Below are 12,214 nucleotides of genomic sequence, written 5' to 3' on the forward strand. Positions count from 1 at the left end.
CGATCAATCCGAGGTGACCCGAAATTGACTTGGCGCTGATTCACCAGATAGGTGGCGCCATGCGAATTGCCTACTACGCCCCGCTCAAATCGCCGGATCACCCTGTGCCGTCCGGCGACCGCCAGATGGCGCGGATGCTGAAGGCGGCGCTGGAACTTGCTGGAAATACGGTCGAACTGGCCTCGGAGTTTCGCAGTTTCTCCGCGAACCCAACGGTCGAGTCGCATGCCGCGGCCCTGGCCGAAGCGGAGCACGAAATCGCCCGCCTGTCGGCCTTGTGGGAAACCGGGAAAAAACCCGACCTCTGGTTCTGCTACCATCCCTATTACAAGGCGCCCGACCTCATCGGGCCAAGGCTCTCCGCCCGCTTCGCCATTCCCTACGTCACCGCGGAAGCCTCATATTCGGCCCGTCGAAATATCGGGACGTGGGCCGAAAACCAGGCGCGGCTGGCGGACACGGTGAAGAGCGCGGCGCTGAACATCTGCTTCACAGCCCGGGATCGGGATGGACTGGCCGAAATCGCGCCGCAGGGCCGCTTCGAGATGCTGCCGCCCTTTATCGAGGTCTCGGCCTTCGCTGCGCCGCCGACGGGTTCCGACCCATCCAAATTGATCGCCGTCGGCATGATGCGCCCCGGCGACAAGATGGAAAGCTACAGGATGCTCGCAAGGGCGCTGGAAATGCTCCCACACCTGCCGTGGCGGCTGTCGGTTGTCGGCGACGGCGCCTGCCGCGCGGAGGTCGAAGCGGAATTTTCGCGCATCGCACCCGTTCGTATCGAATTGCTGGGCGAAAGGCGGCCGGCGGAAGTGCCGAACCTGCTGCGAGGGGCGGGCATCTATGTTTGGCCGGGTTGCGGCGAAGCCTATGGGCTTGCCTATCTCGAGGCCCAGGCGGCAGGTCTGCCTGTAGTGGCTCAACATATAGCGGGCGTGCCGGAGGTCGTCCGGGATGGCATAACTGGCCTGCTTACACCGGCAGACGACATCGCTGCCCTCGCCGGAGCCATTGAGCGATTGCTGACGAATGAAACTGAAAGTCTGGAGTTAGGCGCGGCTGCCCGGCGGTTCGTTTTCGAAGAACGCTCGCTCGAGGCAGCCGCGAAGCGTCTGGCGATGATCCTGCCGAAGGTCCGTGCATGAGATCTGACGAAACCTGGCAACCGCTGACGACCGAACTGGCGCGCTGGCGTCAGGCCGGCCGAACCGCTGAGTTCTGGTTGCGCGACGATGACGCCGTCGAGCCAACCGCCCCGCTCGACCGGCTGCTCCGTATGACCGCCACCCATGGCGTTCCGGCTGTGCTGGCGGTCGTTCCCGCTCCGACGGGCGAAGCTCTTGCGAGACGATTGGCTGGCGAAGCGCATGTGACGGTGGCGGTGCATGGCTGGTCGCACGAAAACCATGCGCCGGAAGGCGAGAAGAAGCAGGAACTGGGGCGTCATCGCCCCCGAGAAATCGTGCTGGGGGAACTCGCCGAGGGCGTTGCGCGCCTGGAGCGACTGCATGCAGGCCGCTTCGCGCCACTGCTTGTGCCGCCATGGAACAGGATAGATGCGGATCTGCTGCCGGACCTGGCAGGCATCGGCTTCGCGGCATTGTCTGTGTTCGGCGCTCCCGGGCCGAGCCCGATTCCCATGCTAAACAGCACCGTGGACATCATGGACTGGCGCGGCAGTCGAGGGGGCCGCGACCATGCGGCGCTCATTTCTGAAATCGTGGAGCAGCTCGAACGTGCATTCCGGGGCGAGGGCGGTCCCGTCGGCCTGTTGAGCCATCATCTGGTGCACGACGAGACTGCTTGGGCGTTCCTCGACCGCCTGTTCGAGGTCACCGCACTGAACGGCGCTTGCCGTTGGCGGTCGATTGGCGAGTTGCTTGCCTGAGCGGCGACGGCTTGGACAGTTTCAATCGCGGAAATTCGAGCGTCTGCCCATCGCGAGCGGCGAATGCGCCAGGAAAGGCTGCCATTGCCTCTTTCTCTATCACGGCGAGTTGGTCGTCGGTGCGCGACGGATCGTGGTGAAAAATCGCCAGCCGGCGCGCGCCTGCCGCCTCGCAAAGCTTGACGCCCTGCTGCCACGTCGAGTGGCCGTAGCCGCGCTTGCGCAGCATTTCGTCCTCGGTATAGGTGCAGTCGTAGAGCACCAGGTCGGCATCCTGGATAAGTGCCAGCACGACTGGATCGAGTTTGCCGGGCTCATGTTCGGTATCGCTGATCACGCACACCGCGCGGCCGCCCCACTCGACGCGGTAGCCGATGCATCCACCCGGATGGTTGAGGTTGCCGGTCCTGATCGTCACGCCTGCCTGCGGTTTCAGGACGTCTCCGGCGACGAAATCCCGCGTCCCGATACACGCCCGGCACACTTCCATGGCGACCGGAAACCAGGGCGGGCGCATGAATTCGCTCACCATTTCCAGAGTGGTCATGCGGCCGGCGAGGTGACCCGACCACGTCGTGACGCCGATGCGCGGATTGTAAAGCGGAAAGAAGAACGGCAGGCCAATGATGTGATCGTAGTGGCAGTGGGTGAAGAACAGGTCGAACTGGTCGACGCCTGCCGCCATCAACTCCTCGCCGGCCGGGCGGGCGCCAGAGCCGGCATCGAAGAGCAGCGTATGCGGCCCGCAGCGCATCTCCACGCATATAGTGTTGCCGCCGTAGCGCTGATACTGGGCGCCCGAAACGGGGACGCTGCCGCGAACTCCCCAGAATCGGACCCGGAACAAGTCATCGTTCATTCTATATCTTCGCCCGTCGGCTTCCGTCGGGGAGCCATCCTAGCCAGACTGGCGCAATATAGCGAGACAGGCAACTCACAGCCTTTCGTTCAACTTACGCGGCGTCCGCGGCCCGGGGGCGTCTAGTGCTTCGCCTGGCGCGCCTTGCTGCGCTCGTCGGACAGTTCCGCGGTCGTGTGGCCCAGCCGGTCGGCAAGCACCCGCACGATCTCGATGGTCATCTCCGGAAATTCCCGCAGCAGCCGCAGGAAGTGGTCCTTGCGGATGCGCAGCGCCTCAAGGGGAACCGACGCCTGTACCGTGGCTGTACGCGAGACGTCGCACAGTATCGCGATCTCGCCGACGATTTCGTTGGGTTCTACCTCCGCAACCTTGATCTGGCCGCTCGGCGAGTCGACGATGATGTCGGCTTTGCCGGAGAGGACGACATAGGCCGCGTCGCCTTCGTCGCCCTGATGGAACAGGATCTGGCCGGCATTGTAGCTCACGCGGTCGGACGTAAACGCCAGAAGCTTGAGTTTGGCCGGCTCGACATTCGAGAACAGCGGAACCCGCCGCAGCATTCCGACTTCATCATTGAGAAGCATGACCGTATCCCTTGCCCCAATCAAAGCTGTCCGAAAACATCAGGACAACAATCCTCTGAAGATACCGTTTCCTTCGGAAAGTGTCGCGTGTGTTCCATCCTCAACCAATTCTCCGCTATGGAAAACGATCACGCGGTCGAACAGTTGCGCCACAGCCGGATTTGCCAGCACCCAGATTATAGCAGGGTTGCGGCCGTCCCGCTTTGCTTCCTTCAGTACATTGCGCACAATCTGGTCCTGCGCGCGCTGGTCCAGCGCCGACAGGGGCCGATTGAGGATAATGAAATCGGCGCGTTTCAGCAGCGCGCGGGCCAAGTCCAGCTTCTGGCGCTGGGCGCCGGTCAAGCGTCTGCCGCCTACGCCGACGTTGAATTCGAGGCCGATGCTCAGAACCTCATCCTCGAGGCCGAGTTTGTCGAGTATCTCGCGCACGATCGAGCGGATGCGGTCCGGCCCCTCCGGATGGTTGTGCCCTATCCGCCCGAACAGGACGTTGTCCATCAGGCTGGCCGCGGTGCTGAAGCGCATCGGATCATAGCGCTCGATAGCGCCGGCAAGGCCAGCCGGCAGACCCTCGTAGAAGCGGCTGCGGGCGTCGACGATCCTTGCCATCAGATCCTCCGTCAGAAGGCCGAAACGATGCCGCGGCTCGATATAGGCGAAGCTCAGCATGATGATCTGCGCGCGGTCTTCCTCCGAAACGGTGGCGTAACTGCGCCCCTTGAGCTTTTGCAGCAGCACCTTGTAGCCCGGAATCTCGTCGGCTGTCATGAAGGCGAGTTGCTGGAAGAACGGGTGGTCGGGCGGCAGGTCGCTGAACAGTTCGATGGCGTTGCCCGCGATCTCGAGACCCATCGCGTAAAGAACCTCATCGAGGCCGGCCGACTTGAGCACGGACAGGAAGTATGGATTTGCCGCAAGCGCCTTACCCGCAAGCTCCGGGCCGGTCGCGGTTCCGAAAAGCAGGTTTTCGCCGACCGTCGCCTGCTGGTTGTAGGCGCCGGGCTCGAACGGAACGACCAGTCCGCTCAATTCCTCCGCCGCCAGCCGTTCGCGCAGCGCCAGCCGCAATTCGACGATCCGCGCGACGATTTCGCTATGACGCGACGGGTCGACCGACGCCCTGAGCCCGAAATCCAGTATGTCGCGCGACAGCGCCACGGCGTCGAGCACCGGCCGGGCGATCATCAGTATGTCGTCCGGTCCTGTCGCGCCGGCAGCCGCATAGTCGACCCAGTCGCTGTTCAGGTCGAAATCGGGATTGCCGGCCTTGCGCGCTTCGCCGATCTCCCAGTTGCGCTGCATAGCGCCATCCCCGTCATAGCTGGTTGGGGTCAACGGAGCGTGCTTCAGCCCGTAAAGCAAATTGTCGCGTAGCGTCCCTTGCGACAGGAAGGCATCCGACGACGCGTAGGAAAGCCGGCGTCCCGAAATCGCTTCCGGAAGTTCGAGCAGGTCGGCGTTGCCGGAGACGATCTTGCCGCTTTCGGGCCAGATCAGCCGCGCGAAGGCTTCGGCGAACGCCTCGGCGCCACCAGCGGCAGTGCCGACCACCGCCACCGTCTCACCGGGCTTGATCTGGACCGAGACGCGCTCCAGGAGCTTTGCTCCGCTGTCGTCCACCAGCGACAGATTGACCGCCGCCAGCGGTGCATCGAGTGCGCGGCTGCTTTCCACAGACACCGCCTGGATGCGCGCGTCGACGATGTGGTCGATGCTGAACTGCTCGACCACCTGCGCATATTTGACCTGCACGTCCTGCCGCGCTTGGTCCCAATCGATCAGATCCTTCAACGGACCGGGCAGGTCCTTATAGGCCGCGATCACCGCCACGAGCTGCCCGACGTCGAGCCGGCCCTGGAGCGCCAGATAGCCCCCGATCAGGTAGAAGAGGAATGGCGTGACCTGCGCCAGGAAATTGTTGATGAACTTGACCAGGAATTTCCACTGGTAAAGATCGTAGCGGATCTTGAAAATGCGGCCGAGCCGCGCCGCGATGTCGGCCCGTTCGTAGTTCGACGTGTCGTGGATGTGGATAGCCCCGATGCCGTCGACGATTTCGCCGACGCGGCCGGAAAGCTGCCGGGCGGTCAGCTGCCGCTCACGGCCGAGCTGGATCAGACGCCGCCGCATGCGCGGAATGATGGCGAGCTGTATCGCCACGATGCCCAGTGCGATCAGCCCCAGCCAGAAATTCTGGATCATGATGAACAGCATCGCGGTCAGCGCCTGTCCGCCAAGCAAGGCCGGCTGGACGAAGGCGTCGCCGATAAAGCCGCCCAGCGGTTCGACCTCGTCCTTCACCATGGTCGCGATTTCGGCCGATTTCACCCGCTTGAACTGGGCAGGAGGAAACCTGAGCACGAGATCGACAAGGGCGAAGCGAATGCGCCGCAGCATCCTTTCGCCAAGGCGGCCCTTGTAGGTGTTGATATAGAACTTGAACAGGCCGTTGATGATGACCAGGACCAGGAACACCATGCTGAGCGCGAAAAGCGTCCGTTCGCGGTCAAGCTGCAGCCCGGAGAAGAACACCGTTTCACCGAGCAACGGGAGATCGAACGCGATCCGCATAAAGGTCTGCGTCGCGCCGGGCGTTTCGAAGCCTTGGCCCTGTATCGGCCCGTTCACGATCAGCTTTGGCAGGTCGAAAGACAGGAAGTACGGGATCATCGAGACACCGACGACCAGCAGTATCCAGAGCTGCTGCCTCCAGGTATGCGTCCAGATATAGCGGGCGAGGCTTGGTTCCATCGGCGGTTCAGGCCGCCTTGCCGGAAGGATGCAGCACGTGGAATCGCCGCCTGGCGAAGGGTGTGTCGCCTATCTCCGGATCGTCGAGCTTGAGTTCGAAGCTGCAGTGGTTGGCGAGGGCCGGGCGGGCGAGGATCGCAGGAACCTGCGAGACGGCGCGGTCGACCTGCGGCGAGTAGTCGATGACGACGACCTTGGCGTTGTCGACCAGCGAGAACAGGAGCTCCCCGAGCGGTTCGCGCCTGCCGAACGGCTTCAGCGAATAACCGAGCAGCACGAGGCCGTAGCTCCTTGGTGCGTAGTCGAGTTCGACATCCTGGAACTTGCGGGCGATGTGGCGAACGCGGCAGGGCCGGCCATTGAGTTCTTCCGCCTCGTGTTCGGCGGTCTTCGGATCGATCGACGTCACCGACAGGGGTGCATGCGTGAGGTAACCGGTCACTGGCCGCAGATGTCCGCCGATTTCGAGGACATGCGGGCATTCGCGCACGAAATGCGCCGCCAGCACCTGGCGTATCGCGGCGGCCGGACCCGACAGGTGCGGCAGATCCTGTCCGGCGCCGTCGAGCGGCGGAACGGCTTCGAACGGTTTCAGGTTCATATGATCAGATTGCGTTGGTTGCACCCCGGATGGACGGAGCTTACAACACGTGCATCATGGACGCTACCCAGCCCGATACCGTCGCCGACTGGCACGAAACAGCATTCGACCTGACCCGCGGAATCGCCGCCTACTGCGGCTGTTCTCTGGTCGGCGGCCTCGCAAAAGTCATCGCCAGGCACCCGCAGGCCGACGTCGGCAATGCGTTCAACCACAAGCAGGTCGCCTGCAAATTGTGGGCCCGCGACAAGCTTTACGAAAGCTGCGGCGGGCGATTCGCGAACATCTGGATCGTCGGCGGCTGGTACGGCGTGCTCGCGGCGATGTTCTTCGATGATCCTCGTTTCGACATCGATGCCATCGACAGCATCGACATCGACCCGGGCGTGGCCGAAGTGGCGGCGACGTTGAACGACCGATGGAAGGACCGCTTCCGCGCCGCTACGGCGGACATGTATGGGCTCGATTATGCCGGAGGCGCGCCTGACCTGGTGATCAACACCAGTTGCGAGCACATAGCCGACCTGCGTGGCTGGCTTGGCCTGCTTCCGTCCGGCACGCGCGTGCTGCTCCAGTCCAACGACTATTTCAGTGAACCGACCCATATTGCCTGCGTCGCGTCGCTCGACGAGTTCGAGAAGCTGGCCGGATTGCGCCAGATCGCGTTTTCCGGTGAGCTGCCGATGAAGAAATACACCAGATTCATGCTGATCGGGACGGTTTAGCTCGCAAGCAATCCGCGCAAGACCTGAGCCGAGCGTCGCACTCCCTCCAGGTCGAGTAGATGACGTGGAGGAGGAGGGCCGGCCAGCGCCGCCGCGATCGCTTCGGCGAGCCGGGCGGCGGTCAGGTCGGCTTCATTGACCACGGAGGCGAGGCCGAGCCGCTCGAGCCGGTCGGCCCGGAACTCCTGCTCGGTTTCGCCGCCGGCGGCGAACGGGACCAGCAGCGAACGGCAGCCGGCGCGCAGTATGTCGCAGACCGTATTGTAGCCCGCCTGCGATACGGAAAGCCGCGCGCCGCCGAGCAGGCTCGCGAAATCCCTGCGGAACTTGAACACTTCCAGACCCGGCGGCGCGGCAGCCATCACCGCGTCGAAATCCGGTTGCGGGAGATTTGGCCCGGTGATCAGGCACCATCTGCCCGAATCCGGCAGCAGTTTGGCGGCTTCCACCGCGGAACGCGCGAGTTCGGCGCCCGCAGCCCCGCCGCCGGCAGAGATCAGCACGTCGAGATTTTCCGCCGCAGGCTCGGGCTCGGGGCCGGCTACAAGGCCGGTATAGGCGATCTTCTCCGAAAAGCCGGCCGCAAGCGGAAAGGTCTCGTCCAGCCGGGCGAAATCAGGATCGCCATGCACCATGACCATGTCGAAATGCTTAGCCACAAGTTCGGCGCTCTCCTCGTTCCGCCCCGCCTTCACCCGCTCCTGCAGGATATCACGCACCGAAGTCACCAGGCGCGGCTTCGGCGAGGCCGAAGAGATCGCGTCGAGCAGCGGCAAGAGTTCGAAGCGCATCTGGCGGCGGCCGAACGGGAATGCCTCGATGACCACGATATCCGGCCGCGTTTCGGCAAACAGCGCCAGCAGCATGTCGCGGCGCCGCTCCTTGAAAGCCTCGTCCACGGGATTGCCGTCGAGATCGGCCAGGCCGGAGAACCCCTGGTCCCCCGAAGTCACCGCAGGCAGCGCGACATGGGTCACCCCCGGGCCGGGAAATCCCGCCACGGGCGTTCCGCCGGTCACCACGGTGACGGCGAAGCCGTCTTCGGCGAGTGCGGCCGCCACCCGGCTTGCCCGCGCCAGATGGCCGATGCCGAGCAGATGCTGCACATAAAACAGGACGCGGGGTTGTGTCATTTCGCCTTGCGCCACTCTTCCTCGAACAGGGCCGTGAGCTGGCGGATGCTCGACATGTGGTCGAAATGCCCCCGCACGCGTCCGTCCGCCGCCTCGCCGAGGCGTTTTCGCAGTGCCGGTTCGCGGATCGCACGCTCCAGGGCATTGGCGAGCGCGCGCGGGTCGTCCGGCGGCACGACAAGCCCGTTCTCGCCGTCAGTCAGGAGTTCCGGCACGCCGGAAACGTTGGTCGAAACACAGGCGAGCTTCTGGCTGGCCGCCTCGACCAGCACATTCGGCAAGCCGTCCCTGTCGCCGTCCGCGGCGATCCGGCAGGCCAGCGCAAAAATGTCGGCGCGGCGGTAATGCGCCAGCACCTCCTCCTGCGCCAGCGCCCCCTTCCATGTGACGCGCCCTGCAATGCCGAGTTCGTCGGCCAGCGCTTCGAGCCGGTCCAGTTGCTCGCCGCCGCCAATATGCTCGAAGCGCCACGAAAGATCGGCCGGCAGCAGCGCCAGTGCCCTGAGCAGCGTGTCGTAGCCCTTTTTCTCGACCGCCCGCCCGACGCTGACGAGCAGCACAGGATCGGCGGGATCAGAACCGTCGCGCTCGGGCCGCTTGCCGTCGAAAGGCCCGAAGCGGGCAAGGTCGAGGCCGTGATAGCTGAGATGCACCCGGCCCTTGCCGCCCGCCAGCGCCTTGAGGTGCTCGAAGCCGGTCCGCGTGCAGGTCACCACCCAGCGCGCCGAAGCGAGCTTGCCGGCGAGTTCCCAGTCGGGCGAAGTCCAGATGTCCTTGGCGTGGGCCGAGCAGGTCCATGGCACGCCGCGAAGCAGGCTGGCATAGGCCGTGACCGAGGCCGGAGTGTGGATGAAATGCGAATGCAGCCACTCGGCGTCGCCAGGCCATTCCGCGGCCAGCACCGAGGCCTGGCCGAAGCGGCGGATGCGGTTGCGCGTGCGGTCGCGCCGCAAATCGGAGATGAACGCCCGCGCCGCCCGCGCAAAGCCCGGTTTTGTCAGGCAGACGAGCAGCGAACGGAAGACCCGCCACGGCTCCTCATGCAGATATTCCGGCAGGTAGTGCACCTGTGCCCTGATTTCGTCATGCACGGGGTGGCGCTTGGTGTCGGTCGGCTTTCTCAGCGACACCAGAACGAGTTCAAGCCCTGCGCGCTCCAGGCCCAGCAGTTCCTGGGCGATGAAGGTCTCCGACAGGCGCGGATAGCCCTTCAGCACCACGGCGATCTTGCGGCGTTCGGACAAAAGTCAGCTCGCGCCTTCGACGACCGAGAAATGAGGACGGGAGCGTTCGTCGAGCCATTCGCCGACGATTTCGGAGATGTTGGGGAGACCGCCCAGCCTCAGGTCGGGGCTGCTCTGCGACGGAGCGGGGCGGCCGGGCAGGGCTTTCAGCGCTTGCGCGAAGAGCTTGGCGTCTTCAGCCTCTTCCGGCAGCAGCATTTCGATAAGTCCCAGTTCGGCGGCGCGGCGGGCGCGGATCAATTGTTCCTCGCGCGGCCTGACCCTAGGCACGATCAGCGCCGGCTTGTCGAAGGACAGGATCTCGCAATAGGTATTGTAGCCGCCCATCGCCACCACCGCCTTGGCGCCGGCTATGAGCTCTTCCATGCGATTATCGAATTCGATGATCCTGATGTGCGGGATCTGCGCCCCCTTCTTGATCAGCTTGCGTCGTTTGCGGGCGGGCATGTAAGGGCCGAGCACGATCAGCGCCTTGTGCTGGAGTTCGGGGTCTTGCCGGTACGCGTCGATAACGTCGTGGATGAGGTCGGCCCCATCGCCGCCGCCGCCGGTGGTGACGAGGATGTAGTCGCCCTCAGGGCGATGGTCGGGCAATTCGTCATGCGACAGGCTTCTTTGCAGGAAGCCGACGAAATTCATCTTGGCGCGCACGCCGGACGGCACCTCCAGCCCGGTTAGCGGATCATAGAAATCCGGCGGGCCGTAGACCCAGATCATGTCGTAGAAGCGGTCGATCTTGCGCATCGTGTCGCTCTTCTTCCACTCCGCGTCGAGTAGATGCGGCGCGTCCATCACCTCGCGCAGGCCGAGCACCAGCGTGGTTCCGCGCATCTTCAAATAGGATAGCGTCTCCTCTACCTCGCCGCGCAGGCCCATCGGCTCCTTGTCTACGATGAAGATATCGGGCTGGAAGGTCTCGGCAGTGTGGCGGATGATCGACTGGCGCATTTTCAGCGTCTCATGCAGATCCATGTGCTGGGCAAGCGAGGTGTATTCGCCGTTGCGCAGCTTGATGACGCTGGGAATCTTCACGAAGTCGACGCGCGCCCGGTAGTCGAAGGCGCCCGCGATGGTCGCGCCCGAGATGATGAGCACCTGGAGGCCGCGATAGTCCTCGACCAGCGAGTGAGCGATTGTCCGGCATCGCCGCAAATGTCCAAGCCCGAACGTGTCGTGGCTGTACATCAGGATCCGAGCGTCTTCGAAGCGCCGCATCATTACCAAATCGTCCTCAATTTGGCCCTGCGGCCCGTCTCGTCAAAAGCCCGGTTCAGCCCACTATACCGCATGTGCCGGTCTGGTCCATCATCCGAAGCTGGTCTCATTGCCGGCGGCCCGCCTGCCCGGGAAATATCGCCTGGCATGGGAAACAGCCAATGAAAACGCAGTCACGCGAGAGCCGGTCACGTAGATGCGGCTGCGCTGCGATTCAACCCGGAGACGTGTCCGGCCCCACGCATGAGACGTCGGGCAGGCTGCGCGCGTGCTCGATTGCCGTTGAATTGCAATCACATAGATGGCGCGATTTTTTTCGTCCCGCCGGTTCAAACTTTTTTGACGTTGCCTCCGCAAACCAAATCGCCTTGGTCGCTCGCTTTGTCGGCGGCGATGGCGTAAGAGCGGCAATGAAACAAGATCGCTTCGAAGTGCCGCTCACGGTGAAATCCGGCGAGGCCGGCGACAATCTTATGCTGAGGACGGCCCGCGAGGCCTCCGACTACCTGCTCAACAAATGGCCGGGAAAGAAGAGCCCGAAGCATCGCGCGGCGCTGCAGGCCTGCCATGACGCAATTGCCGGCGACAAGCCGGTGATGACCGCCAGGCGCGCCTTCATCGCGGCGGCGCGCGAAGCCGACGTTCTGGTCAGCGAAAAGGCGGCGTAGCCGGCTGCTGTCGGCCGATCAGCCTCGGGGGCCTTTGTGGGATCTGCGCTTGGGCGCGGCCGGTTTCTTGGCCTGCTCCAGGCGCTCTGACCTCTCCTTTTCGAGCCGAAGCTCCCTGAGCCGCGCCGTCTTTTTCTCGCGCGCGGCAAGCTCCGCGTTCATGATCTGACGGGCTGCCGCATCCGTCCTGGCGATCTTCTGTTCCGCCGCGATTGGCTTCATGTCGTCGTCCTTGCCGTTTGTTTCGGGTCGGAGCCGCAACTTTGCGCCGGGCGAAATGCGCCGCTATTTCGCTTCCGGAGCCTTGACCTCGTTGATTTCGCCGGCCTTGGCGCGTTCCGTCTTCTCGACCTTGGCGCTCTGTTTTTCGGCCTTCTTCGCCGCCTTGATCCGGTCGCGGTCTCGGCGCTCCTGGTTATAATTAGGCTTTTTTACCATCTGTCGATCCTTCCGCTGTGCGATCCCGCTGCGCCAATTTTGCGAGCCGGACGCCTGGTCGTTCTGTCGGCCGTGATCCTTGTCCGCGGCGCGATCGTCCTG

Annotated in this window: 13 protein-coding genes; 4 read left to right on the forward strand and 9 right to left on the reverse strand. The window is 63.8% G+C overall.

Annotation, left to right across the window (positions count from 1 at the left end):
• The first annotated feature begins 59 nt into the window (after nt 1-59).
• On the forward strand, nt 60-1,145 hold the full coding sequence (locus tag ACG873_RS29085; RefSeq protein WP_394889297.1) for a glycosyltransferase family 4 protein: 1,086 nt from the start codon (nt 60-62) through the stop codon (nt 1,143-1,145).
• Nucleotides 1,142-1,888, forward strand: coding sequence for a polysaccharide deacetylase family protein (locus tag ACG873_RS29090; protein WP_394889299.1), 747 nt, complete (start codon nt 1,142-1,144; stop codon nt 1,886-1,888). The genes ACG873_RS29085 and ACG873_RS29090 overlap by 4 nt, the downstream gene beginning before the upstream one ends.
• On the opposite strand, the gene ACG873_RS29095 is transcribed toward ACG873_RS29090, so the two are convergent.
• From ACG873_RS29095 to ACG873_RS29110, 4 genes are all read right to left on the reverse strand, one after another.
• A complete protein-coding gene (locus ACG873_RS29095; protein WP_394889300.1) occupies nt 1,833-2,747 on the reverse strand; it encodes an MBL fold metallo-hydrolase in 915 nt (304 codons plus the stop codon). The genes ACG873_RS29090 and ACG873_RS29095 overlap by 56 nt on opposite strands.
• 122 nt (nt 2,748-2,869) lie before the next feature.
• The gene (locus ACG873_RS29100) at nt 2,870-3,334 is read right to left on the reverse strand and encodes a cyclic nucleotide-binding domain-containing protein (protein ID WP_394889301.1); all 465 of its coding nucleotides are present in this window, start codon (nt 3,332-3,334) and stop codon (nt 2,870-2,872) included.
• A gap of 39 nt (nt 3,335-3,373) precedes the next feature.
• The gene (locus ACG873_RS29105) at nt 3,374-6,088 is read right to left on the reverse strand and encodes an ABC transporter transmembrane domain-containing protein (RefSeq protein ID WP_394889302.1); all 2,715 of its coding nucleotides are present in this window, start codon (nt 6,086-6,088) and stop codon (nt 3,374-3,376) included.
• 7 nt (nt 6,089-6,095) lie between these two features.
• Nucleotides 6,096-6,689, reverse strand: coding sequence for a hypothetical protein (locus ACG873_RS29110; RefSeq protein ID WP_394889304.1), 594 nt, complete (start codon nt 6,687-6,689; stop codon nt 6,096-6,098).
• Between the two features lie 29 nt (nt 6,690-6,718).
• On the opposite strand from ACG873_RS29110, the gene ACG873_RS29115 reads away from it, so the two are divergent.
• Nucleotides 6,719-7,414 (forward strand): class I SAM-dependent methyltransferase, encoded by a 696-nt coding sequence (locus tag ACG873_RS29115; RefSeq protein WP_394889305.1) that lies wholly within the window; start codon nt 6,719-6,721, stop codon nt 7,412-7,414.
• Here ACG873_RS29115 and ACG873_RS29120 read toward each other — a convergent pair.
• From ACG873_RS29120 to ACG873_RS29130, 3 genes are read right to left on the reverse strand one after another with little or no spacing between them, the layout of a single operon-like run.
• Entirely contained in the window at nt 7,411-8,547 is a 1,137-nt protein-coding gene (locus ACG873_RS29120; protein WP_394889306.1) for a glycosyltransferase family protein, read from the reverse strand. The genes ACG873_RS29115 and ACG873_RS29120 overlap by 4 nt on opposite strands.
• Entirely contained in the window at nt 8,544-9,791 is a 1,248-nt protein-coding gene (locus ACG873_RS29125; protein ID WP_394889307.1) for a glycosyltransferase family 4 protein, read from the reverse strand. The genes ACG873_RS29120 and ACG873_RS29125 overlap by 4 nt, the downstream gene beginning before the upstream one ends.
• A 3-nt stretch (nt 9,792-9,794) precedes the next feature.
• On the reverse strand, nt 9,795-11,009 hold the full coding sequence (locus ACG873_RS29130; RefSeq protein WP_394889308.1) for a glycosyltransferase family protein: 1,215 nt from the start codon (nt 11,007-11,009) through the stop codon (nt 9,795-9,797).
• A 407-nt stretch (nt 11,010-11,416) separates the two neighbouring features.
• Here ACG873_RS29130 and ACG873_RS29135 point away from each other — a divergent pair, with 407 nt between their 5' ends.
• Nucleotides 11,417-11,674: a DUF982 domain-containing protein gene (locus ACG873_RS29135; protein ID WP_394889309.1), complete on the forward strand. Its 258-nt coding sequence runs from the start codon at nt 11,417-11,419 to the stop codon at nt 11,672-11,674.
• Nucleotides 11,675-11,692: 18 nt separating this feature from the next.
• Here the strand turns inward: ACG873_RS29135 and ACG873_RS29140 are convergent, their stop codons facing one another.
• On the reverse strand, nt 11,693-11,896 hold the full coding sequence (locus ACG873_RS29140) for a hypothetical protein (protein WP_394889310.1): 204 nt from the start codon (nt 11,894-11,896) through the stop codon (nt 11,693-11,695).
• A 63-nt stretch (nt 11,897-11,959) separates the two neighbouring features.
• On the reverse strand, nt 11,960-12,112 hold the full coding sequence (locus tag ACG873_RS29145; protein WP_394889311.1) for a hypothetical protein: 153 nt from the start codon (nt 12,110-12,112) through the stop codon (nt 11,960-11,962).
• Nucleotides 12,113-12,214: the final 102 nt, after the last annotated feature.

Origin of the sequence: Allomesorhizobium aridi, assembly GCF_043769475.1 — a bacterium.
Taxonomy (GTDB): domain Bacteria; phylum Pseudomonadota; class Alphaproteobacteria; order Rhizobiales; family Rhizobiaceae; genus Allomesorhizobium.

Excerpts from the sequence above, each read along its gene's own strand:
- ACG873_RS29090 (WP_394889299.1), top strand. The coding sequence starts at position 1,142 with ATGAGATCTGACGAAACCTGGCAACCGCTGACGACCGAACTGGCGCGC.
- ACG873_RS29100 (WP_394889301.1), bottom strand. The coding sequence starts at position 3,334 with ATGCTTCTCAATGATGAAGTCGGAATGCTGCGGCGGGTTCCGCTGTTC.
- ACG873_RS29135 (WP_394889309.1), top strand. The coding sequence starts at position 11,417 with ATGAAACAAGATCGCTTCGAAGTGCCGCTCACGGTGAAATCCGGCGAG.
- ACG873_RS29140 (WP_394889310.1), bottom strand. The coding sequence starts at position 11,896 with ATGAAGCCAATCGCGGCGGAACAGAAGATCGCCAGGACGGATGCGGCA.
- ACG873_RS29120 (WP_394889306.1), bottom strand. The coding sequence starts at position 8,547 with ATGACACAACCCCGCGTCCTGTTTTATGTGCAGCATCTGCTCGGCATC.
- ACG873_RS29145 (WP_394889311.1), bottom strand. The coding sequence starts at position 12,112 with ATGGTAAAAAAGCCTAATTATAACCAGGAGCGCCGAGACCGCGACCGG.
- ACG873_RS29085 (WP_394889297.1), top strand. The coding sequence starts at position 60 with ATGCGAATTGCCTACTACGCCCCGCTCAAATCGCCGGATCACCCTGTG.
- ACG873_RS29115 (WP_394889305.1), top strand. The coding sequence starts at position 6,719 with ATGGACGGAGCTTACAACACGTGCATCATGGACGCTACCCAGCCCGAT.
- ACG873_RS29130 (WP_394889308.1), bottom strand. The coding sequence starts at position 11,009 with ATGATGCGGCGCTTCGAAGACGCTCGGATCCTGATGTACAGCCACGAC.
- ACG873_RS29095 (WP_394889300.1), bottom strand. The coding sequence starts at position 2,747 with ATGAACGATGACTTGTTCCGGGTCCGATTCTGGGGAGTTCGCGGCAGC.
- ACG873_RS29110 (WP_394889304.1), bottom strand. The coding sequence starts at position 6,689 with ATGAACCTGAAACCGTTCGAAGCCGTTCCGCCGCTCGACGGCGCCGGA.
- ACG873_RS29105 (WP_394889302.1), bottom strand. The coding sequence starts at position 6,088 with ATGGAACCAAGCCTCGCCCGCTATATCTGGACGCATACCTGGAGGCAG.